A 21,579-nucleotide genomic window follows, 5' to 3' on the forward strand; every position below is an offset into this window, starting at 1 on the left:
CCCTTTAAAAACAATAAGTTGATGTTTTTGTTCAAAAAACGATCAATCGCCCCTCCCGAGTCTTTCAGCGGCCCTCAAAGCCCTTTCAAACAAGGCCATAGCGCTGTTATCAACAGGTCTTGAAAGTACGCTCCCGGTTTCACACAAAGTCTGTTGGCGGCTTTGTGGATAAGGTGTTTGCCGACGGCCAGGAGCCTTGAATTCAAAGGCTTGCAGAGATTAGATCAAAAAATGAACAGTTTCAGCCTGTGCAAGGGAAGCGGCATGCGGGGCGTTTTCCCACAGTTGCTGTGGGCCGGCCTGTGGATAAAGTGTTCGTCAGTCCGCGCGCCCCAATGAATATGGGCGTTCCGGGTAATTGGTCAAATATCGTACAGGCTTCCTACCTGTCAGAACTGCCAGTAGCCGTGGACGTTGCCGGGTTCTAAGGTAGTCGCAGAGGCACTGTCGACCCCCGCGAGAAGCCCATGATGCAGGCGCCCACCGATACCCGCACCCTGTTGCTGGCGACCGACCGGCAACACACGCCGTTGTTCGAAGTGGATGGTGCGGATTGTCGTGCACTGGTCCACAGCCCCCACGGCGGCCGGTCCGCGATCCATCCGGCGCTGGCGCGCATGGGCTTCACCGGGCAGTTCAGGGAGCCGCGGGACCGTTACCAGTTGGGCAACGGTCATCGGGTGTACAACCCGACGCTGATGCGTTTCCACAGCCCCGACCGCTACAGCCCGTTCGACCGTGGCGGTCTGAATGCCTACGCCTACTGTGGCGGTGATCCGGTCAACCATACCGACTCGAGCGGGCGCTTCATCGACGGCGAGCAGGCCGGTCCGCTGCTGACGCTGTTCCTGCACAGTGGCCTGTTGATGAATTCCGTGTTCAGCATGTTCTTCACCAAGATGAAGGGATCACTGCAACTGGCCAATGGCATTGCCATCGCCGGTTCGGGCATCAGCCTGGCGGGCGGGGGGACGGCCCTGGGGGGGGAGGAGGGCGCGCAGAACCTGATCTACATGGGGACGATGATCTCCGGGATGGTGGCGCACAGTCGTTTCGCCATCAATACGCGGGGCGAGTACAAGAAGCGGCAGTTGAAGCGGAACAAGCCAGCCGAGACCAGTGCGCCGCCGCCGACGCCCACTACGCCGACACCGGGGCAGACGTCCCCCCCTTTTGACAAGTTGTTTCCGCCGAAACGGGCTTCGAGGACATCCATCAAAAGCCTGCCGATATTCTCGGGGACCAGGGGGGGAGACGTGAACGGCGCTGGTGAGCAACTGCGCCTGACGCTCAAATTGCTTCGTGATCGCGGTGCGTCACAGAACGTTTGAACCTCGCCAGTACCAACAGGAAGACATGCCGTGCCCAGCACTACATCGAACCAACACAGCCCTTTGCTGCTGGCGACCGATGCCAGCCAGACCCCGGTGTTCGAAACCCTCGCTGCCGAGTTGAATCCCCTGCGCCATTCCCCCTATGGCACGCGGCAGGGTGAGCGCGCGCCGCAAGGTCACCTGGGCTTCAATGGGCAACTGCGCGAGCAGCCGTCGGGCTGGTACCACCTCGGCCATGGCCACCGCCTCTACAACCCGGTGCTGCGGCGTTTTCACAGTCCTGACGGTCTGAGCCCGTTCGGCGCGGGCGGCCTGAACCCCTACGCCTACTGCCAGGGCGATCCGGTGAACTTCACCGATCCCAGCGGGCGCGAAGTGCAGGGCACGCACATCCTGGGCTTCGTCCTGCATGGGCTGTTGCTGGCGATGGGCGGCGCCTCGCTGTTCTTGCCCCGTGTACTGCAGCGGGCCAGAGCGGGGAGCAGCCTGGCTCGCTACCGAGACAGCGCGCCACAGATCGCCGGTGCGACCGGCGGCCTCGATCGCGTTGGCACGGTAGCCGGCATGGTCGGTTCAGTCGCCGCCATCGGTGCGTATGCCACGGACGGTAGCGACTCTGGAGAAGGTCTGCTGTATTCGGCAGCGGGTATCGGTATCAGTGTGGCGATGGTCAAGGGCCTGGTGCTGGCCACGCCGATGAAGGATTTCACGTCCACCGGGCAGAAGAAGTTCGCCACCTTCGTGCATGGCAGGAAAGCCATCAGCGACGCGAGGCTAACCAACAGTCGTGTGTCCACGGCTGGCCCGCCCGTGCGGACGGTTGCGCCTACGGCCGTGCAGATCTGGGAGAGTCCACCGGACGGGCACGTGTACCTGCAGATGCAGGAAATCCGGAAGCGAGCACCTTTACCCCGAGGTGGAGTAGCACGGCAGATCGCGAAGCGGAAACGAAATGCACATCGCTAATGAGTCGGAAGATCCCGGAAGCACGAAACGCGGCACCAGGCCGCGTTTCGTGGACAGACCGTGCCGGCCTTACTGCGCCGAAACATCCTTCAGATACGGCGCCGGCTCGGCCCCGAGGTTGTTCAGCACGCGTTGGCTGTACCAGTCGATGAAGTTGACCACGCCGAACTCATAGGTCTTCGAGTAAGGCCCCGGCTGGTAGGCCGTGGAGTTGATCCCGCGCTGGTTCTCCTCGGCCAGGCGACGGTCCTGGTCGTTGGTCGCGTCCCAGACCTCGCGCATGCGCTGCGGGTCGTAGTCCACGCCCTCGACGGCGTCCTTGCGCACCAGCCACTTGGTGGTGACCTTGGTTTCCTGGGCGCTGATCGGCCACACGGTGAAGACGATCATGTGATCGCCCATGCAGTGGTTCCACGAGTGCGGCAGGTGCAGGATGCGCATCGAACCGAGGTCGGGGTTCTGGATGCGGCCCATCAGCTTGGAGCAGGCCTGCTTGCCGTCCATGGTCATCGACACGGTGCCCTTGAGCAGCGGCATGCGCACGATGCGGTTGCGCAGGCCGTGGCTCTTGTGCAGGTACGGGATCTTCTCGGCTTCCCAAGCGGCGGCGGAGGCGGCGACGTGGTCCTTGAACGACTGGGTGGCACGCGGGTCGTTGGTGTCGTCCCACTCCAGCAGGGTGTTGAGCAGTTCCGGGTGCGAACCGCTGCAGTGGTAGCACTCGCGGTTGTTTTCCAGGACCAGCTTCCAGTTGGCCTTTTCCATCAGGGTGGTCTGCACCGCGACCTTGGCGTTCTCCATGTCGTACGGTTCCATGTAGTGCGCCAGGGTGGCGAGGAACTCGTCGATGGCCGGCGGGTTCTGCGCCAGGCTGATGAAGATGTAGCCGCCAGCGACCTTGCAGTGCACGGGCTTGAGGCCGTACTCCTTCATGTCGAAGTCGGCGCCCATCTCGGTGCCGGCGAACAGCAGGCGGCCGTCCAGCTCGTAGGTCCACTGGTGGTACGGGCAGACCAGCTTGGCCACCTTGCCCTTGTCGCTGGTGCACAGCCGCGAGCCGCGGTGGCGGCAGACGTTGTGGAAGGCATGCACCTGGCCCTCGGCACCGCGCACCACCATGATCGGGTTCTTGCCGATCTCCAGGGTGAGGAAGTTGCCCTTGGCCGGGATCTCGCAGGTCATGCCGGCGATCAGCCATTCCTTGTGGAAGATCTCCTGCATGTCGATCTGGAACAGGCGCTCGTCGGTGTAGAACGGCTGTGGCAGCGAGTAGGTGCGCTCGCGGTTCTGCAACATCTCGGCGGTGGCCTTGCGTGCTGGTTCCAGCGGATCGTCCAGGCTCAGGGTAGTGACGTCCATCGTGTAAGTCCTCATGGCCTCGGCGGCCGGCGAAAGTGGCTAATCGTTGTTATGCGACGCAAGGCATTTCTGCACGGATCATTTGCGACGGAGTGTGCGATTGCCGGCGACGCGAACCATATCCATGGGCGACATGATCGAATCCGTTTCCGACGCGCCAGCCCTTGCCGGCAGGGGCTGGTCGCGATAAGCACGCCGATGTCGTGAATGGGTAAGTGGAGCGCCCGTTCCTTGCGCATTATCGTGACCATCAAGCCGCAGTCGGCCGTGGAGACGAAGAACAATGTCCAATCCCTTTCTGAATCCGGTGACCACCCAGACCTGGGCCAACGGTCGCCACATCGTCCGCTGCGTAAAAGTCATCCAGGAAACCTGGGACGTTCGCACCTTCTGCTTCATGGCCGACCAGCCGATCATGTTCTTCTTCAAGCCCGGGCAGTTCGTCACCCTGGAGCTGGAGATCGAAGGCCAGCCGGTGATGCGCTCCTACACCATCTCCAGCTCGCCGTCGGTGCCCTACAGCTTCTCGGTGACCATCAAGCGCGTGCCCGGCGGCAAGGTCTCCAACTACCTGCACGACACCCTGCACGAAGGCCAGGAACTGGCGGTGCACGGGCCGGTCGGGCTGTTCAACGCCATCGACTTCCCCAGCCCGAAAGTGCTCTACCTCAGCGGCGGCGTCGGCATCACCCCGGTGATGTCCATGGCCCGCTGGTTCTACGACACCAACGGCAATGTCGACATGGTCTTCGTGCACAGCGCGCGCTCGCCGAAGGACATCATCTATCACCGCGAGCTGGAGCACATGGCCTCGCGGATCGAAAACTTCAGCCTGCACATCATCTGCGAGAAGCATGGCCTGGGTGAGCCGTGGGCCGGCTATCGCGGCTACCTGAACCACAAGCTGATGGAACTGATCGCCCCCGACTTCATGGAGCGCGAAATCTTCTGCTGCGGCCCGACGCCCTACATGACCGCGGTCAAGCGCCTGCTGGAAGGCGCCGGCTACGACATGCGCCGCTACCACGAGGAGTCGTTCGGCGCCACGCCGCCGGAGGCCAAGGCCGACGCGGTGGAGCATGCCGAGCAGGCGGCGGAAGCGGCCGAGGAGATCACCGCCGGCGACCTGCACCTGGTGGAGTTCACCGCGACCGGCAAGAGCAGCCGCATCGCCCCCGGCGAGACCGTGCATGCCGCCGCGGCGAAGGTTGGCCTGATGATTCCCAAGGCCTGCGGCATGGGTATCTGCGGTACCTGCAAGGTGCTCAAGCTGGGCGGGGAAGTGGAGATGGAGCACAACGGCGGGATTACCGACGAGGATGTCGCCGAGGGTTACATCCTGTCCTGCTGCAGCGTGCCGAAGGGGGATGTGCGCATCGAGTACTGAGGTTCAGCGCAACAGGCGGATCAGCAGCGTGTCGATGCGTTCGATCGGCAGGCCGCCCAGGTACAGCGCCAGTACCGCAACGACAAAGTCCGCGAGCAGCAGCCCGCGGGCTTTGTCGTTTCTGGCGCGCTGGACCAGCGTGCTGCCACTGAGGGCCATGGCACCGAGCAGGGGCAGGGCGCCGAGCAGCACCGCCAGCGTCCCCAGCCCCGGATAGAAGCGCTCGCCGACCAGGCGCAGGCTGACCACCGTGTCTACTGCCGGCACCGCTGAAGCGAGCAGGGCGCCCAGGCTCATCAGCCACAGGCCGGGCACCACCAGGCCCGCGTAGAGCGTGGTCTGGCGCTGGCCGCCGGTGAGTGGGGTGAAGCTCGCCTGCCACAGCGCGGCGGCGGCGAACTGGGTGGCGAACGCCTCGCGGGAAAAGTGCAGCTGGCGTTGCGCGGTATCCGCCTCCAGCAGCAGCGCGGCGGCGAGGCTGAGGAGGGCGAAGACGATGATCAGCAACGGTGCCAGCAATCCCTGCAGGCGCCGCAGCAGTGCTGGCCCCGGCAGGGCGATGGCGGCGGCGAGCAGCAGGGCGAGCAACTGCCAGTTGAGCACCTGCCCCGGCAGCAGGTGGACCGCGATCCGGGCCAGGGCATCGAGGTGCAGCAGCGGCAGCAGCAGGCACAGCGGCAGCAGCACCAGGCGCTGGTGCGCGGGCAGGAAGGCGGGGGCGAGGCTGCCGAGCAGCACGCCCGCCAGGATCGCCAGCGTGCTGTGCCAGAAGCCCAGGCCGAGCAGCGGACCGATGAAACCGATGGCCAGGGTGGCGGGCAGGCAGTTGCTGGTGAACCAGAACAGGAAGGTCTGACGGCAGTGGCTGTCGGCTGCGCGCGACGTTGTGTCGGAGGATTCCAGGGGCAGGCTGGCGGGGGCCTTGTTCATCGGGGTGTCTCGACGTTCAGGGGGGCTTGGACGGCGAGAGGGTAGGGAGTACGGGGGCGCTAGGTTGGGGGAAATTGATTCAAATCGTGCGGGGGCAAAGCGGGGGATTCGGTGTCCGCGGGGTGGTTTCTGCCGGGAATGGCCGATTTTGTAGGAATTGGTTTTCAGCCTTTGCGTTGGGGGTTGGTGAGTGGTGTAGGTGGAGTTGGGAAATTTCGATGGATTCTGAAATTTTCCTACCTGCACTGTCGAGGATCTGAATCCGTAGGAGCTGGCTTGCCTGCGAAGGACCGCGCAGCGGTCCCAAAATCGAGTCGACAGTACAGTTTTGGGACCGCTACGCGGTCCTTCGCGGGCAAGCCTGCTCCTACAGGGGGGGCGTGTTTATCCGTTCGGGATCAGACCCGGAACCGCGCCACCAGGCCGTTCAACCCCACCGCCAGCCGCGACAGCTCGGCACTGGCCGCGCTGGTCTGGTGCGCGCCGGTCGCCGACTGCACCGACAGGTCGTTGATGTTCACCAGGTTGCGGTCCACTTCCCGCGCCACCTGGGCCTGTTCTTCGGCGGCGCTGGCGATCACCAGGTTGCGCTCGTTGATCTGCGCCACCGCGCCGGTGATGGTCTCCAGCGCGCTGCCGGCACCACGGGCGATGCTCAGGGTCGACTCGGCACGCTCGGTACTGTTGCGCATCGAGCCCACGGCCTGCTCGGTACCGCCCTGGATGCTGCTGACCATGCGCTCGATTTCCGCGGTGGACTGCTGGGTGCGATGCGCCAGCGCGCGCACTTCGTCGGCGACCACGGCGAAACCACGCCCGGCTTCACCGGCGCGGGCCGCCTCGATGGCGGCGTTGAGGGCGAGCAGGTTGGTCTGGTCGGCCAGGCCACGGATCACGTCGAGCACCTTGCCGATATCGCGGGACTGCTCGGCCAGGTTGCCCACCAGCACCGAGGTGCTCTGCACGTCATTGCTCATGCGTTCGATGGCGCTGACGGTCTCCATGACCAGGTCGCGGCCGTCGGTGGCCGAGCGGGTCGCTTCGGCGGAGGCCTCGGAGGTGCTGACCGCGTTGCGTGCCACTTCCTCGACGGCGCTGGTCATCTCGGTGACCGCGGTGGCGGCCTGTTCGATCTCGTTGTTCTGCTGCTGCAGGCCGCGGGCGCTTTCTTCGGTGACGCTGTTCAGCTCTTCCGCGGCCGAGGCCAGCTGGGTGGCGGAACCGGCGATCTGCTGCAGGGTGTCGCGCAACTGTTCCTGCATTTTCGCCATCGCCTGTTGCAAGCGCGCGGCTTCGTCCTTGCCCTCCGGGCGGATGCTGTGGGTCAGGTTGCCGGCGGCGATCTGCTCGGCCACGCCCAGCACCTCGTCGATCGGCTTGACGATGCTGCGGGTCAGGACGATGGCGCAGAGGAAGGTCAGCACGGTGGCGGCGATCAGCAGGCCGATGACCAGGGTGAAGGCGCTGGCGTACTGCTCGGCGGCGGCCTGGTTGATGTCGCGGGTCTGGTCGGTGTTGATCTTCACCAGTTTGTCCAGGTTCGCGGTGATCTGCTCCATGTTCTGCAGCAGCTCGCGGTTGATCATCTCGCGGATCGCCGGCAGGTCGTTGGCCTGGGAGTGCTGGACCATGCGGTTTTCCAGCTGGCGGTACTGGCCGAGCGCCTGGACGTACTGGTTGTAAACGCCGCGCTCTTCGTCGCTGGCGATCAGCGGCTCGTAGACTTTGCGCGCGGTATCGATCTGGCTGTTGCGCTCGGCCAGCTGGCTGACGGTGTTCTGCAGCACATCCGCTTCGCGGTTGATCATCAGGCGATAGGACAGGGTACGCAGGCGCAGGGTCAGCAGGTTGATCTGGTCGAGGGCCTTGATGCTCGGCACGGTGATCTGTTCGATGTCTTCGCCGGCCTGGCGGATCTTGCTCATCTGGGTCAGGGCGAAGCTGCCCAGGGCCAGCATCAGCGCGCCGATCAGGGCAAACCCCAGCAGCGCACGCGGGGCGATGTTCATGTTGCGTAGGGACATGGTCGGATCCAAATCAAGGGACGCGATCCATGCGCCGGGGGGGAGATTGCTTTTAAAACTATCGGTATTGGCTGATCGGACTTGAGGGCTTGTCCTACAAAAAACATCACCTTTTCCTCGCTTTGCCGACCAAATGCAGGAACCGGCTGACCCAGATCAGGTCAATGTGCACCAGCGCGGGGCTCTGGCCCCGATATTTCTGGCGGCTCGGTCACGTTTTCTTTATCGTGTGCGCCCCCGTAATTTCCCCCTTGGAGAAGGCGATCATGCTGGACACCACCCTGAGTCAACTGGAACAACTGGTCGGCGAACTGCTGCAGAAAAATCAGCAACTGGCCGAGCGCAATGCACAACTGGAGGCCGAACTGGCCCAGGCCAAGGATGAAAACGAAAGCCTGCAACTGAACCTGATGGAGCAGGAAGAAAAGTACGGCGCCACCAACGCCCGCATCCAGGCTCTGATTGAACGCGCCAGCGGTACCGTCGGCGCATGAACGAGTCCGCGCAGACGATCAATGTCGTCTCGATCATGGGCAATGACTACTCGATCAAGGCCCCGGCGGGGCAGGAGCGGGTACTGGCCGAAGCGGTGCGGATGCTCAAGGCGTCCCTGGCCGACACCAAGCGCAGCTACCCGTCGCTGATCGGTGACAAATTGCTGGTTCTCGCGGCGCTGAACCTGTGTTCCCAGCAGATCGCCCTGCAGCAGGCGCATCAGCAAACCCTTGACCGTTATCAAGAGCAAGTCAGCGCCACGGTCGAGGCTATCTCCCAGGCAATCGATAGCGCCTGACCCCTGTCGTGGGAGCCACCCTTCGCGGCTCCCACTGTCACCTCATCGTCCTTTTCCTGATATCGGTGCGTTCCCGTCATCGATCCTGACCGATAGGTCTGGAAAAATCGTATACCTCTGATGTATACAATTGGCCTGTCACTTGCAGTACAGGTTCTATTTCTCAGAGGACGACCCATGCAGTTCTGGCGGCGCAGTATTCAATGGCAACTGATCGCAAGCATGGGCGCAGCCCTGTTGGTCAGCATTTTGATCGTGGTTGGCATCTACACCGTGGCGGTCAATCGCCTGACCGAGCGTTACCTGGTCGACACGGCATTGCCGGCGAGCATTGAGGCGATTCGTAACGATATCGAGCGCATGCTTGGCCGGCCCCTCACCGCCGCCGCCGACATCGCCCACAATACGATGCTGCGCGACTGGCTGGCCGCCGGGGAAAACCCCGAGCAGGCCCAGGCCTTCGTCGACTACCTGCAAGCGCTGAAGGAGCAGAACCAGGCGTTCACCGCCTTGTTCGCGTCCACCGTGAGCAATCACTACTACAACGAGAAGGGCCTGGACCGCACGCTCAGTAGGAACAATCCGAAGGACAAATGGTTCTACGGTTTTATCGATAGTGGCGATAATCGCATGCTCAACATCGATATCGACGGCAGCACCGGCGAACTCGCGCTGTTCATCGACTATCGGGTGGAGAAGGACGGCAAGCTGGTGGGCATCGCCGGCCTGGGCCTGCGCATGACGGAAATGTCCGAGCTGATCCACAACTTCAGCTTCGGCGAGCGCGGGCGGGTCATGCTGGTGCGTGGCGATGGCCTGATCCAGGTCCATCCGCAGAACGAATTCGGTGGCAAGCGGCACCTGTCGGAACAGATCGGCGAGGCCGCGGCGCAGGCCGCCCTGGCACCGCATGACGGCTTGCAGAGCAGCCGCTTCGAACGCGATGGCGAATCCTTCGTCGCCCTCAGCCTGCCGCTGCGTGGCCTGAACTGGCATCTGGTGGCCGAAGTACCGGAGTCGCAGATCTATGCCGAGGTGCATGAAACCGTATGGCTGACCAGCCTGATCGGCGGGGCGGTGGCCCTGTTGTCGCTGCTGCTGGTGGTGCTGCTGGCGCGGGGCATCGTGCGGCCGATCCGTCAGGTTACCGCCGCGCTGGTGGCCATCGGCGATGGCGGTGGCGACCTCAGCCACCGTCTCGACGACACCCGTCGCGACGAGCTGGGCGACCTGGCCCGCGGTTTCAACCGGTTCCTCGACAGCCAGCGCAAGCTGATCGGCGAAGTGCTGGGCACCAGCGAGCAACTGCGCACGGCGGTGGGGCAGGTGATCCATGTGGTGGTGAGTACCGCCGAGCGTTCCGGCAAGCAGCAGGAAATGACCGAGATGGTCGCCACCGCCGTGCATGAAATGGGCCTGACCGTGCAGGACATCGCACGCAACGCCGGCGAAGCGGCGCATGCCTCGCAGACCGCGCGGGACGAGGCGCTGGAAGCGCGCCAGGTGGTGCAACGGTCGATTGCGCATATCGAGGGCATGTCCGGCGAGATCGGCACCGCGGCCGAGGCGGTGAGCCAGCTGGCCGAGGAAGTGGCCTCGATCGACAAGGTGCTGGCGGTGATCCGCAGCATTTCCGAACAGACCAACCTGCTGGCGCTGAACGCAGCGATCGAGGCGGCGCGGGCCGGCGAGATGGGGCGTGGCTTTGCCGTGGTGGCGGATGAAGTGCGTACCCTGGCGCAGCGCACGCAGGTGTCCACCGGCGAGATCCAGCAGATGATCCAGCGTCTCAAGCAGGGCACCGGCACGGCGGTGGAGTCGATGCATGCCGGGCAGGCCGCGACGGGGACCGGGGTGGAGTCGAGCCAGCGGACCGGCGATTCCTTGAGCGCCATCACCGGGCAGGTGGACCGGATCAGCGATATGAACCTGCAGGTGGCGACGGCGACCGAGGAGCAGTCGGCGGTGACCGAGGAGATAAACCGCAATGTCCAGGGCATTTCCGACCTGGCGCGGGAGACGGCGCTGGAGGTGCAGGGGTGTCGGGAGGAGTGTGCGGCGTTGCAGCGCCTGGCCGATGACCTGGCGCGGCAGATGGGTGGGTTCCGGCTCTAGATCCTCGGGGACCGCTTTGCGGTCCTTCGCGAGCAAGCTCGCTCCCACAAGGATCGCTGCAAACTGTGGGAGCGAGCTTGCTCGCGAAGGGCCGCAGGGCGGCCCCCAGACCAGGCAACGCGGATCAGGCCCCCATCACCGCCCGGATATCCGCCGCCAGCTCGCGCACCCGCGCTTCCTCGGTATCCCACGAGCACATGAACCGCGCGCCACCGCTGCCGATGAAGGTATAGAAGCGCCAGCCCTTGTTGCGCAGATGCTCCAGCGCCGCTTCCGGCATCTGCAGGAACACGCCGTTGGCCTCCACCGGGAACATCAGCTCCACCCCCGGCACATCCGCCACCAGCCCGCTGAGCAGTTGCGCGCACTGGTTGGCGTGAACCCCGTGGCGCAGCCAGGCGCCGTTCTCCAGCAGCCCGACCCACGGCGCCGAGAGGAAGCGCATCTTCGACGCCAGTTGTCCGGCCTGCTTGCAGCGGTAGTCGAAGTCTTCGGCCAGCTTGCGGTTGAAGAACAGGATCGCCTCACCCACGGCCATGCCGTTCTTGGTCCCGCCGAAGCACAGCACGTCGACTCCGGCCTTCCAGGTCAGCTCCGCCGGCGAGCAGCCGAGGAAGGCGCAGGCGTTGGAAAAACGCGCGCCGTCCATGTGCAGGTTGAGGCCCAGTTCCTTGCAGGTGGCGCTGATCGCCTTGAGCTCGTCCGGGCGGTAGACGCTGCCGACCTCGGTGGCCTGGGTGATGGTCACCACCCGTGGCTTGGGGTAGTGGATGTCCTGGCGCTTGAGCGCCACTTCGCGGATCGAGGCCGGGGTCAGCTTGCCGTTCTCGCTGCGCGCGGTGAGCAGTTTCGAGCCGTTGGAGAAGAATTCCGGGGCGCCGCATTCGTCGGTCTCGACGTGGGCGGTCTCCGAGCAGATCACGCTGTGGTAGCTCTGGCACAACGACGACAGGGCCAGGGAGTTGGCCGCGGTGCCGTTGAAGGCGAAGAACACTTCGCAGTCGGTTTCGAACAACTGGCGGAAATGGTCGGCGGCGCGGGCCGTCCACTGGTCGTCGCCGTAGGCGCGTTCGTGTCCCTGGTTGGCCTTTTCCATGGCGGCCCAGGCTTCCGGGCAGATTCCCGAATAGTTGTCGCTGGCGAATTGTTGGCTTTGTTCTGTCATGGCTCAGGTCCTGTTAGCAAGGCAGGAGAGCACTCTAATGCATGGATTGTCAGGTTGCCTATACAAGTAGGCGGAAACGGTTCGCCGGCGCGTTACGCCTGTAGGAGCGAGGCTTGCCCGCGAAGGACCGCGCAGCGGTCCCAGGTAGCGGTGAAGTCTGGGACCGTTGCACGGTCCTTCGCAGGCAAGCCAGCTCCTACGGGGTGATGAGCAGCCATTGCCCCCGACTATCGCAAACAAGACAAAACAATGTCGTAAACGCACCTTTGCGTGGCGTGCGCAGGCATCTGGCCGCACGGGTCCGGTCATACCATCGCTGCAAAGGACACCCGTCAATGTCACGGGTTCCACTCAATAAGAGACTCACCGCTGCCGGGAGAAATGCGATGTTCAGCAAGCAAGACCAGATCCAGGGTTATGACGATGCACTGCTGGCGGCGATGAATGCCGAAGAGCAGCGTCAGGAAGATCACATCGAACTGATCGCCTCGGAAAACTACACCAGCAAGCGCGTCATGCAGGCCCAAGGCAGCGGCCTCACCAACAAGTACGCCGAAGGCTATCCGGGCAAGCGCTACTACGGCGGTTGCGAGCACGTCGACAAGGTCGAGGCGCTGGCCATCGAGCGCGCCAAGCAGCTGTTCGGCGCCGACTACGCCAACGTCCAGCCGCACTCCGGCTCCTCGGCCAACGGCGCGGTCTACCTGGCCCTGCTGCAGGCCGGCGACACCATCCTGGGCATGAGCCTGGCCCATGGCGGCCACCTGACCCACGGCGCCAAGGTGTCGTCCTCGGGCAAGCTGTACAACGCGGTGCAGTACGGCATCGACACCGACACCGGGCTGATCGACTACGACGAAGTCGAGCGCCTGGCCGTCGAGCACAAGCCGAAGATGATCGTCGCCGGCTTCTCCGCCTACTCCAAGACCCTGGACTTCCCGCGCTTCCGCCAGATCGCCGACAAGGTCGGTGCCCTGCTGTTCGTCGACATGGCCCACGTCGCCGGCCTGGTCGCCGCCGGCCTGTACCCCAACCCGATTCCGTTCGCCGACGTGGTCACCACCACCACCCACAAGACCCTGCGCGGTCCGCGTGGCGGCCTGATCCTGGCCAAGGCCAACGAAGAGATCGAGAAGAAACTCAACGCCGCGGTCTTCCCCGGTGCCCAGGGCGGCCCGCTGATGCATGTGATCGCGGCCAAGGCAGTGTGCTTCAAGGAAGCCCTGGAGCCTGGCTTCAAGGCCTACCAGCAGCAGGTCATCGAGAACGCCCAGGCCATGGCTGGCGTGTTCATCGATCGTGGCTACGATGTGGTGTCCGGCGGCACCGACAACCACCTGTTCCTGGTCAGCCTGATCCGTCAGGGCCTGACCGGCAAGGACGCCGACGCCGCCCTGGGTCGTGCCCACATCACCGTCAACAAGAACGCCGTGCCGAACGACCCGCAGTCGCCGTTCGTGACCTCGGGCCTGCGCATCGGCACCCCGGCCGTCACCACCCGCGGCTTCAAGGTCGCCCAGTGCGTGGAACTGGCCGGCTGGATCTGCGACATCCTCGACAACCTCGGCGATGCCGATGTGGAAGCCGATGTCGCGCGCAACGTGTCGGCACTGTGTGCGGACTTCCCGGTTTACCGCTGAGTGGAGCAACAGACCATGCAACGTTATTCGGGCTTCGGCCTCTTCAAGCACTCCCTCAGCCACCACGAGAACTGGCAGCGCATGTGGCGCACGCCGACGCCGAAGAAGGTCTACGACGTCGTCATCGTCGGCGGTGGCGGCCACGGTCTGGCGACCGCGTACTACCTGGCCAAGGAACACGGCATCACCAATGTCGCGGTGATCGAGAAAGGCTGGCTGGGCGGCGGCAACACCGCGCGCAACACCACCATCGTGCGTTCCAACTACCTGTGGGACGAGTCGGCGCACCTCTACGAGCACGCCATGAAGCTGTGGGAGGGCCTGTCCCAGGACATCAACTACAACGTGATGTTCTCCCAGCGCGGCGTCTACAACCTGTGCCACACCCTGCAGGACATCCGTGACTCCGAGCGTCGGGTCAACGCCAACCGCCTCAACGGCGTCGATGGCGAGTTGCTCAACGCCAAGCAGGTGGCGGACGAGATCCCGTACCTGGACTGCTCGAAGAACACCCGCTATCCGATTCTCGGCGCCACCGTGCAGCGCCGTGGCGGCGTCGCCCGTCACGATGCCGTGGCCTGGGGCTTCGCCCGCGCCGCCGACGCCCTCGGTGTCGACCTGATCCAGCAGACCGAGGTGATCGGTTTCCGCAAGGAAAACAACACCGTGATCGGCGTGGAAACCAACAAGGGCTTCATCGGCGCCAAGCGCGTCGGCGTGGTCACCGCCGGTAACTCCGGACACATGGCGCGCCTCGCCGGCTTCCGCCTGCCGCTGGAATCCCACCCGCTGCAGGCGCTGGTCTCCGAGCCGATCAAGCCGATCATCGACAGCGTGATCATGTCCAACGCCGTGCACGGCTACATCAGCCAGTCGGACAAGGGCGACCTGGTCATCGGCGCCGGTATCGACGGCTGGGTCGGCTACGGCCAGCGCGGTTCGTACCCGGTCATCGAGCACACCCTGCAGGCGATCGTCGAGATGTTCCCGATCCTCTCCCGCGTGCGCATGAACCGTCAGTGGGGCGGCATCGTCGACACCAGCCCGGACGCCTGCCCGATCATCTCCAAGACCCCGGTGAAGAACATGTTCTTCAACTGCGGCTGGGGTACCGGCGGCTTCAAGGCCACCCCGGGCTCGGGCAACGTCTTCGCCGCCAGCCTGGCCAAAGGCGAGATGCACCCGCTGGCCAAGCCGTTTTCCATCGACCGTTTTCACAACGGCGCCCTGATCGACGAACACGGCGCAGCCGCCGTCGCCCACTAACAGGAGAAACCACCATGCTGCACATCTTCTGTCCACACTGCGGCGAACTGCGGTCCGAGGAAGAGTTCCACTCGTCCGGCCAGGCGCACATCCCGCGTCCGCTGGACCCGAACGCCTGCACCGACGAACAGTGGGGCGACTACATGTTCTTCCGCGACAACCCGCGCGGCCTGCACCACGAGCTGTGGATCCACGCCGCCGGTTGCCGTCAGTACTTCAACGCCACCCGTGACACCGTGACCTACGAGATCCTGGAAACCTACAAGATCGGCAGCAAGCCACAGGTCACCGGCAAGAGCAGCGCCCCGCAGTTGGTCGCCAACGGCCAGGGAGAAAAGGTATGAGCCAGGTTTATCGCCTCTCCAGCGGCGGTCGCATCGACCGCAGCAAAGTCTTGAATTTCACCTTCAACGGCCAGAGCTACCAGGGCTACGTCGGTGACAGCCTGGCCGCCGCGCTGCTGGCCAACGGCGTCGACATCGTCGGGCGCAGCTTCAAGTACTCGCGTCCGCGCGGCATCATCGCCGCCGGTGCCGAGGAGCCGAACGCGATCCTGCAGATCGGTGCCAGCGAAGCCACCCAGATCCCCAACGTGCGGGCTACCCAGCAGGCCCTGTATTCCGGCCTGGTCGCCACCAGCACCAACGGCTGGCCGAACGTGAACAACGATGTCATGGGCATCATCGGTAAAGTCGGCGGCAAGATGATGCCCCCCGGCTTCTACTACAAGACGTTCATGTACCCGCAGTCGTTCTGGATGACCTACGAGAAGTACATCCGCAAAGCCGCCGGCCTCGGTCGCGCGCCGCTGCAGAACGACCCCGACACCTACGACTACATGAACCAGCACTGCGATGTGCTGATCGTCGGTGGCGGCCCCGCCGGTCTCGCCGCCGCCCTGGCTGCCGCGCGCAGCGGGGCGCGGGTGATCCTCGCCGATGAACAGGAAGAGTTCGGCGGCAGCCTGCTCGACAGCCGCGAAAGCCTCGACGGCAAGCCGGCGGCCGAGTGGGTCGCCGCGGTGGTCGCCGAGCTGAAGAGCCTGCGCGAAGTGACCTTGCTGCCACGGGCCACGGTCAACGGCTACCACGACCACAACTTCCTGACCATTCACGAGCGCCTGACCGACCACCTCGGTGATCGCGCGCCGATGGGCCAGGTGCGTCAGCGCATGCACCGGGTTCGCGCCAAGCGCGTGGTCCTGGCCACCGGCGCCCACGAGCGTCCGCTGGTGTACGCCAACAACGACGTGCCGGGCAACATGCTGGCCGGCGCCGTCTCCGTCTACGTCCGCCGCTACGGCGTGGCCCCGGGCCGCAAGCTGGTGCTGGCGACCAACAACGACCATGCCTACCGCGTTGCCCTCGACTGGCACGACGCCGGCCTGCAAGTGGTGGCTGTCGCCGATGCGCGGCACAACCCGCGCGGTTCGCTGGTGGAAGAAGCCCGTGCCAAGGGCATCCGCATCCTGACCTCCAGCTCGGTGGTCGAGACGCGCGGCAGCAAGCGCGTCAGCGGCGCCCGTGTCGCCGCCATCGATGTGAAGGCGCACAAGGTCACCAGCCCTGGCGAATGGCTCGAATGCGATCTGGTCGCCAGCTCCGGCGGCTACAGTCCGGTGGTCCACCTGGCCTCGCACCTGGGCGGCAAGCCGGTCTGGCGTGAAGACATCCTCGGCTTCGTGCCGGGCGACGCACCGCAGAAGCGCGTATGCGTCGGTGGCATCAACGGTGTGTTCGGCCTGGGCGAAAGCCTCGCCGACGGTTTCGAGGGCGGCGCCCGTGCGGCCAGCGAGGCCGGCTTCAAGGCCGCTGCCGTCACCGCGCCGAAAGTCCTGGCACGCCAGGAAGAGGCCACCGTGGCGCTGTTCCAGGTGCCTCACGAGAAGAACACCGCCCGCGCGCCGAAGCAGTTCGTCGACCAGCAGAACGATGTCACCGCCGCCGCCATCGAACTGGCGACCCGCGAAGGCTTCGAGTCGGTCGAGCACGTCAAGCGCTACACCGCGCTGGGCTTCGGTACCGACCAGGGCAAACTGGGCAACATCAACGGCCTGGCCATCGCCGCCCGTTCGCTGGGCATCGGCATCCCGGAAATGGGCACCACCATGTTCCGTCCGAACTACACGCCGATCACCTTCGGCGCGGTCGCCGGGCGTCACTGCGGTCACCTGTTCGAGCCGGTGCGCTTCACCGCGCTGCATGCCTGGCATGTGAAGAACGGCGCCGAGTTCGAAGACGTCGGCCAGTGGAAGCGGCCGTGGTACTTCCCTCGCGCCGGTGAAGACATCCACGCCGCCGTGGCCCGCGAATGCAAGGCCGTGCGCGACAGCGTGGGCCTGCTGGACGCCTCGACCCTGGGCAAGATCGACATCCAGGGCCCGGATGCCCGCGAGTTCCTCAACCGCATCTACACCAACGCCTGGACCAAGCTCGACGTGGGCAAGGCCCGCTACGGCCTGATGTGCAAGGAAGACGGCATGGTCTTCGACGACGGCGTGACCGCCTGCGTCGGCGACAACCACTTCATCATGACCACCACCACCGGCGGCGCGGCGCGCGTCCTGCAGTGGCTGGAGATCTACCAGCAGACCGAATGGCCGGACCTGAAGGTGTACTTCACCTCGGTCACCGACCACTACGCGACCCTGACCCTGTCCGGCCCGAACAGCCGCAAGCTGCTCGCCGAAGTCAGCGACATCGACCTGGACAAGGACGCCTTCCCGTTCATGAGCTGGAAGGAAGGCCTGGTCGGCGGCGTGCCGGCGCGGGTGTTCCGGATCTCGTTCACCGGCGAGCTGTCCTACGAGGTGAACATCCAGGCCAACTACGCCATGGGCGTGCTGGAGAAGATCGTCGAGGCCGGCAAGAAGTACAACCTGACCCCGTATGGCACCGAGACCATGCACGTCCTGCGCGCCGAGAAGGGCTTCATCATCGTCGGCCAGGACACCGACGGCTCGATGACCCCGGACGACCTGAACATGAGCTGGTGCGTCGGGCGCAACAAGCCGTTCTCCTGGATCGGCCTGCGCGGCATGAACCGCGAGGACTGCGTGCGCGAGAACCGCAAGCAGCTGGTGGGCCTCAAGCCGGTCGACCCGAACAAGTGGCTGCCGGAAGGTGCGCAACTGGTGTTCGATCCGAAGCAGCCGATCCCGATGGACATGGTCGGTCACGTCACCTCCAGCTACGCGGCCAACTCGCTGGGTTATTCCTTCGCCATGGGTGTGGTCAAGGGTGGCCTGCAGCGCATCGGCGAGCGGGTCTACTCGCCCCAGGCCGACGGCAGCGTGATCGAGGCGGAGATCTGTTCTTCGGTGTTCTTCGATCCCAAGGGTGAGCGGCAGAACGTTTAAGGCTGTGTTCGGGGACCGCTTCGCGGTCCTTCGCAGGCAAGCCAGCTCCTACAAGAGCAGGGTGAGCCCCGCAACTCTCTGTAGGAGCGTGGCTTGCCCGCGAAGGGCTGCAAAGCAGCCCCAGATGGATTCCAGAATTCAGGCAGGTATAAAAAGATGAGCGCCATCAACGTCTACGAACAACGCCCCGGCGGCGACGCCAAAGCCGAATCGCCGCTGCACCACGCCGACCTGTCCAGCCTGGTCGGCAAGGGCCGCAAGAACGCCGGGGTGACCCTGCGCGAGAAGAAATTCCTCGGTCACCTGACCCTCCGTGGCGACGCCCACGACCCGGCCTTCGCCGGCGGCGTGTTCAAGGCCATCGGCCTGGAACTGCCGGTCGCCCTGACCGTGGTCGCCAACGGTGACATGTCGCTGCAATGGCTCGGCCCGGACGAGTGGCTGCTGATCGTCCCCGGCGGCCAGGAGTTCGCCGTGGAAAATGCCCTGCGCGACGCGCTGCAAGGCCAGCACATCCAGGTGGTCAACGTCAGCGGCGGGCAGACTCTGCTGGAACTGAGCGGCCCGAAGGTGCGTGAAGTGCTGATGAAATCCACCAGCTACGACGTGCACCCGAACAACTTCCCGGTGGGCAAGGCGGTCGGTACCGTGTTTGCCAAGTCGCAACTGGTGATCCGCCGCACCGGCGAGGAAACCTGGGAGCTGCTGATCCGCCGCAGCTTCTCCGACTACTGGTGGCTGTGGTTGCAGGACGCTTCCGCCGAATACGGTCTGGCCATCGAAGCCTGAGCAGGAGAATCAGCATGAGTCGTGCCCCGGACACCTGGATTCTCACCGCCGACTGCCCGAGCCTGCTCGGTACCGTGGATGTGGTCACCCGCTTCCTCTACGAGCAGCGTTGCTACGTCACCGAGCACCACTCGTTCGATGACCGGCTGTCCGGGCGCTTCTTCATTCGCGTCGAGTTCCGCCAGCCGGACGACTTCGACGAGGCGGGCTTCCGCGCCGGCCTGGCCGAGCGCGGCGAGGCCTTCGGCATGCTCTTCGAGCTGACCGCGCCGAACCACCGGCCGAAGGTGGTGATCATGGTTTCCAAGGCCGATCACTGCCTCAACGACCTGCTCTATCGCCAGCGCATCGGCCAGTTGGGCATGGACGTGGTGGCGGTGGTGTCGAACCACCCGGACCTCGCGCCGTTGGCCGAGTGGCATCACATCCCGTATCACCATTTCCCCCTGGATCCCCACGACAAGCCGGCGCAGGAACGCAAGGTGCTGCAGGTGATCGAGGAGTCCGGCGCCGAGCTGGTGATCCTCGCCCGCTACATGCAGGTGCTGTCGCCGGAGCTGTGCCGTCGCCTGGACGGCTGGGCGATCAACATCCACCACTCGCTGCTGCCCGGCTTCAAGGGCGCCAAGCCGTATCACCAGGCCTACAACAAGGGCGTGAAGATGGTCGGTGCCACCGCGCACTACATCAACAACGACCTCGACGAAGGCCCGATCATCGCCCAGGGCGTCGAGGTGGTGGACCACAGCCACTATCCCGAGGACCTGATCGCCAAGGGCCGTGATATCGAGTGCCTGACCCTGGCACGGGCGGTGGGGTATCACATCGAGCGGCGGGTGTTCCTCAACGCCAACCGCACCGTCGTTCTCTAAGTCCTCCTGGGACCGCTTCGCGGTCCTTCGCGAGCAAGCTCGCTCCCACAAGGTTTCTTTGCCGGGCTCATTTTTGTGGCCTGGCAGGTAACCCTGTGGGAGCGAGCTTGCTCGCGAATGCATTCTGGATACCTCCACGGGACTGCCGCCGATAGATAAACCACTGTCGCAACCAGTGGCGGCATTCACGCCCGACCGGCCCACAATTCCCCCATTCCAGTAACACTGGCCGCCCATGGACGGCGGCGCTTCAACCAACGCTGCATAACTACAAGTCAAGCGAGGTAAGAGCATGTCTGGCAATCGTGGAGTGGTGTATCTCGGCGCCGGAAAGGTCGAGGTGCAGAAGATCGACTATCCGAAGATGCAGGACCCGCGCGGTCGCAAGATCGAGCACGGGGTCATCCTCAAGGTGGTCTCCACCAACATCTGCGGCTCCGACCAGCACATGGTTCGCGGCCGCACCACTGCCCAGACCGGACTGGTCCTGGGCCATGAAATCACCGGCGAGGTCATCGAGAAGGGCAGCGACGTCGAGAACCTGAAGATCGGTGACCTGGTCTCCGTACCCTTCAACGTCGCCTGCGGCCGCTGCCGCTCCTGCAAGGAAATGCACACCGGCGTCTGCCTGACCGTCAACCCGGCCCGCGCCGGCGGTGCCTACGGCTATGTCGACATGGGCGACTGGACCGGCGGCCAGGCCGAGTACGTGCTGGTGCCGTACGCTGACTTCAACCTGCTGAAACTGCCGGATCGCGACAAGGCCATGGAGAAGATCCGCGACCTGACCTGCCTGTCCGACATTCTGCCGACCGGCTACCACGGTGCGGTCACTGCTGGCGTTGGCCCGGGCAGCACCGTGTATGTCGCCGGTGCCGGCCCTGTCGGCCTCGCTGCCGCCGCCTCGGCACGCCTGTTGGGCGCCGCCTGCGTGATCGTCGGTGACCTCAATCCGCTGCGCCTGGCGCATGCCAAGGCCCAGGGCTTCGAAGTGGTCGACCTGTCCAAGGACGCCCCGCTGCACGAGCAGATCATCGACATCCTCGGCGAGCCTGAAGTGGACTGCGCGGTCGATGCCGTCGGCTTCGAAGCCCGTGGCCATGGCCATGAAGGCGCCAAGCACGAGGCCCCGGCCACCGTGCTCAACTCGCTGATGCAGGTCACCCGCGTTGCCGGCAAGATCGGTATTCCGGGCCTGTACGTGACCGAGGATCCGGGTGCGGTGGATGCCGCGGCGAAGATCGGTGCCCTGAGCATCCGCTTCGGCCTGGGCTGGGCCAAGTCGCACAGCTTCCACACCGGCCAGACCCCGGTGATGAAGTACAACCGCGCGCTGATGCAGGCGATCATGTGGGACCGCATCAACATCGCCGAGATCGTCGGGGTGCAGGTGATCAGCCTCGACCAGGCGCCGGAAGGCTATGGCGAGTTCGATGCCGGTGTGCCGAAGAAATTCGTGATCGACCCGCACAAGACGTTCAGTGCGGCGTAAGCGGAAATGAAGAAGGGGCCGGTTTCGGCCCCTTCTTCATAGAACAAAACATAACCAACTGATTTTGCGCGTATTTTGTAGGAGCTGGC

16 protein-coding genes and 3 pseudogenes are annotated in these 21,579 nt (G+C 64.6%); 14 read left to right on the forward strand and 5 right to left on the reverse strand.

The genetic code is table 11. The annotated features are described in order from the left end of the window. Nucleotides 1–467 precede the first annotated feature (467 nt). Together CHB99_RS30625 and CHB99_RS30630 are read left to right on the forward strand one after the other, a co-directional pair. The gene (locus tag CHB99_RS30625; protein WP_084702669.1) at nt 468–1,331 is read left to right on the forward strand and encodes an RHS repeat-associated core domain-containing protein; all 864 of its coding nucleotides are present in this window, start codon (nt 468–470) and stop codon (nt 1,329–1,331) included. Nucleotides 1,332–1,514: 183 nt separating this feature from the next. Then, nucleotides 1,515–1,680 (forward strand): annotated as a pseudogene (locus CHB99_RS30630) (RHS repeat-associated core domain-containing protein); the annotation flags it as partial. Between the two features lie 689 nt (nt 1,681–2,369). Here the strand turns inward: CHB99_RS30630 and gbcA are convergent. Then, entirely contained in the window at nt 2,370–3,659 is a 1,290-nt protein-coding gene (gene gbcA / locus CHB99_RS17305) for a glycine-betaine demethylase subunit GbcA (RefSeq protein ID WP_042124101.1), read from the reverse strand. 283 nt (nt 3,660–3,942) lie between these two features. Between gbcA and gbcB the strand changes: the two genes are divergently transcribed. Then, nucleotides 3,943–5,046, forward strand: a complete 1,104-nt coding sequence (gene gbcB / locus CHB99_RS17315; protein ID WP_042124100.1) for a glycine-betaine demethylase subunit GbcB — start codon at nt 3,943–3,945, stop codon at nt 5,044–5,046. 3 nt (nt 5,047–5,049) lie between these two features. Here gbcB and CHB99_RS17320 read toward each other — a convergent pair whose 3' ends face one another. From CHB99_RS17320 to CHB99_RS30640, 3 genes and pseudogenes are all read right to left on the reverse strand, one after another. Beyond that, nucleotides 5,050–5,976 carry a hypothetical protein gene (locus CHB99_RS17320; protein WP_042124098.1) on the reverse strand — a complete coding sequence of 309 codons (927 nt, stop codon included), beginning with the start codon at nt 5,974–5,976 and terminating at the stop codon, nt 5,050–5,052. A gap of 398 nt (nt 5,977–6,374) precedes the next feature. Next, nucleotides 6,375–7,247, reverse strand: a complete 873-nt coding sequence (locus CHB99_RS30635; RefSeq protein WP_428977845.1) for a methyl-accepting chemotaxis protein — start codon at nt 7,245–7,247, stop codon at nt 6,375–6,377. Next, a pseudogene (locus tag CHB99_RS30640) lies at nt 7,230–8,000 on the reverse strand (MCP four helix bundle domain-containing protein); the annotation flags it as partial. The pseudogene CHB99_RS30640 and the gene CHB99_RS30635, both read right to left, overlap by 18 nt. A 266-nt stretch (nt 8,001–8,266) precedes the next feature. On the opposite strand from CHB99_RS30640, the gene CHB99_RS17330 reads away from it, so the two are divergent. The 4 genes and pseudogenes from CHB99_RS17330 (at nt 8,267) to CHB99_RS30650 (ending at nt 10,908) form a co-directional block, all read left to right on the forward strand. Further along, entirely contained in the window at nt 8,267–8,494 is a 228-nt protein-coding gene (locus tag CHB99_RS17330; protein WP_042124094.1) for an MreC domain-containing protein, read from the forward strand. Further along, nucleotides 8,491–8,793, forward strand: a complete 303-nt coding sequence (locus CHB99_RS17335) for a cell division protein ZapA (RefSeq protein WP_042124092.1) — start codon at nt 8,491–8,493, stop codon at nt 8,791–8,793. Before CHB99_RS17330 ends, CHB99_RS17335 begins: the two co-directional genes overlap by 4 nt. A gap of 222 nt (nt 8,794–9,015) precedes the next feature. Beyond that, nucleotides 9,016–10,044, forward strand: a pseudogene (locus CHB99_RS30645) (HAMP domain-containing protein); the annotation flags it as partial. Between the two features lie 135 nt (nt 10,045–10,179). Beyond that, nucleotides 10,180–10,908: a methyl-accepting chemotaxis protein gene (locus CHB99_RS30650; RefSeq protein ID WP_428977846.1), complete on the forward strand. Its 729-nt coding sequence runs from the start codon at nt 10,180–10,182 to the stop codon at nt 10,906–10,908. A gap of 124 nt (nt 10,909–11,032) precedes the next feature. Here CHB99_RS30650 and CHB99_RS17345 read toward each other — a convergent pair whose 3' ends face one another. Further along, complete coding sequence (locus CHB99_RS17345) at nt 11,033–12,073, reverse strand: threonine aldolase family protein (protein WP_042124089.1); 1,041 nt, start codon at nt 12,071–12,073, stop codon at nt 11,033–11,035. A gap of 386 nt (nt 12,074–12,459) precedes the next feature. On the opposite strand from CHB99_RS17345, the gene CHB99_RS17350 reads away from it, so the two are divergent. The 7 genes from CHB99_RS17350 (at nt 12,460) to fdhA (ending at nt 21,490) form a co-directional block, all read left to right on the forward strand. Next, complete coding sequence (locus CHB99_RS17350; protein ID WP_042124087.1) at nt 12,460–13,713, forward strand: serine hydroxymethyltransferase; 1,254 nt, start codon at nt 12,460–12,462, stop codon at nt 13,711–13,713. Nucleotides 13,714–13,728: 15 nt separating this feature from the next. After that, nucleotides 13,729–14,979 carry a sarcosine oxidase subunit beta family protein gene (locus CHB99_RS17355; protein WP_042124084.1) on the forward strand — a complete coding sequence of 417 codons (1,251 nt, stop codon included), beginning with the start codon at nt 13,729–13,731 and terminating at the stop codon, nt 14,977–14,979. 14 nt (nt 14,980–14,993) lie between these two features. Beyond that, on the forward strand, nt 14,994–15,323 hold the full coding sequence (locus tag CHB99_RS17360) for a sarcosine oxidase subunit delta (RefSeq protein ID WP_042124082.1): 330 nt from the start codon (nt 14,994–14,996) through the stop codon (nt 15,321–15,323). Next, nucleotides 15,320–18,337 carry a sarcosine oxidase subunit alpha gene (locus CHB99_RS17365; RefSeq protein WP_042124080.1) on the forward strand — a complete coding sequence of 1,006 codons (3,018 nt, stop codon included), beginning with the start codon at nt 15,320–15,322 and terminating at the stop codon, nt 18,335–18,337. The genes CHB99_RS17360 and CHB99_RS17365 overlap by 4 nt, the downstream gene beginning before the upstream one ends. 156 nt (nt 18,338–18,493) lie before the next feature. Beyond that, entirely contained in the window at nt 18,494–19,126 is a 633-nt protein-coding gene (locus tag CHB99_RS17370; protein ID WP_042124079.1) for a sarcosine oxidase subunit gamma, read from the forward strand. A 14-nt stretch (nt 19,127–19,140) separates the two neighbouring features. After that, nucleotides 19,141–19,998, forward strand: coding sequence for a formyltetrahydrofolate deformylase (gene purU / locus CHB99_RS17375; RefSeq protein WP_042124077.1), 858 nt, complete (start codon nt 19,141–19,143; stop codon nt 19,996–19,998). A 292-nt stretch (nt 19,999–20,290) separates the two neighbouring features. Continuing rightward, complete coding sequence (gene fdhA, locus CHB99_RS17380) at nt 20,291–21,490, forward strand: formaldehyde dehydrogenase, glutathione-independent (protein ID WP_042124075.1); 1,200 nt, start codon at nt 20,291–20,293, stop codon at nt 21,488–21,490. Nucleotides 21,491–21,579 lie beyond the last annotated feature (89 nt).

Origin of the sequence: Pseudomonas japonica (assembly GCF_900188455.1) — a bacterium.
GTDB lineage: Bacteria > Pseudomonadota > Gammaproteobacteria > Pseudomonadales > Pseudomonadaceae > Aquipseudomonas > Aquipseudomonas japonica.

Bases quoted from the DNA above. Each gene is read 5' to 3' on its own strand.
- CHB99_RS17320 (WP_042124098.1), bottom strand. From the start codon at position 5,976: ATGAACAAGGCCCCCGCCAGCCTGCCCCTGGAATCCTCCGACACAACG.
- gbcB (WP_042124100.1), top strand. From the start codon at position 3,943: ATGTCCAATCCCTTTCTGAATCCGGTGACCACCCAGACCTGGGCCAAC.
- gbcA (WP_042124101.1), bottom strand. From the start codon at position 3,659: ATGGACGTCACTACCCTGAGCCTGGACGATCCGCTGGAACCAGCACGC.
- CHB99_RS17370 (WP_042124079.1), top strand. From the start codon at position 18,494: ATGAGCGCCATCAACGTCTACGAACAACGCCCCGGCGGCGACGCCAAA.
- CHB99_RS17350 (WP_042124087.1), top strand. From the start codon at position 12,460: ATGTTCAGCAAGCAAGACCAGATCCAGGGTTATGACGATGCACTGCTG.
- CHB99_RS17330 (WP_042124094.1), top strand. From the start codon at position 8,267: ATGCTGGACACCACCCTGAGTCAACTGGAACAACTGGTCGGCGAACTG.
- CHB99_RS30650 (WP_428977846.1), top strand. From the start codon at position 10,180: ATGGTCGCCACCGCCGTGCATGAAATGGGCCTGACCGTGCAGGACATC.
- CHB99_RS17335 (WP_042124092.1), top strand. From the start codon at position 8,491: ATGAACGAGTCCGCGCAGACGATCAATGTCGTCTCGATCATGGGCAAT.
- CHB99_RS17360 (WP_042124082.1), top strand. From the start codon at position 14,994: ATGCTGCACATCTTCTGTCCACACTGCGGCGAACTGCGGTCCGAGGAA.
- CHB99_RS17365 (WP_042124080.1), top strand. From the start codon at position 15,320: ATGAGCCAGGTTTATCGCCTCTCCAGCGGCGGTCGCATCGACCGCAGC.
- CHB99_RS17355 (WP_042124084.1), top strand. From the start codon at position 13,729: ATGCAACGTTATTCGGGCTTCGGCCTCTTCAAGCACTCCCTCAGCCAC.
- CHB99_RS30635 (WP_428977845.1), bottom strand. From the start codon at position 7,247: ATGGCGAAAATGCAGGAACAGTTGCGCGACACCCTGCAGCAGATCGCC.
- CHB99_RS17345 (WP_042124089.1), bottom strand. From the start codon at position 12,073: ATGACAGAACAAAGCCAACAATTCGCCAGCGACAACTATTCGGGAATC.
- fdhA (WP_042124075.1), top strand. From the start codon at position 20,291: ATGTCTGGCAATCGTGGAGTGGTGTATCTCGGCGCCGGAAAGGTCGAG.
- purU (WP_042124077.1), top strand. From the start codon at position 19,141: ATGAGTCGTGCCCCGGACACCTGGATTCTCACCGCCGACTGCCCGAGC.
- CHB99_RS30625 (WP_084702669.1), top strand. From the start codon at position 468: ATGATGCAGGCGCCCACCGATACCCGCACCCTGTTGCTGGCGACCGAC.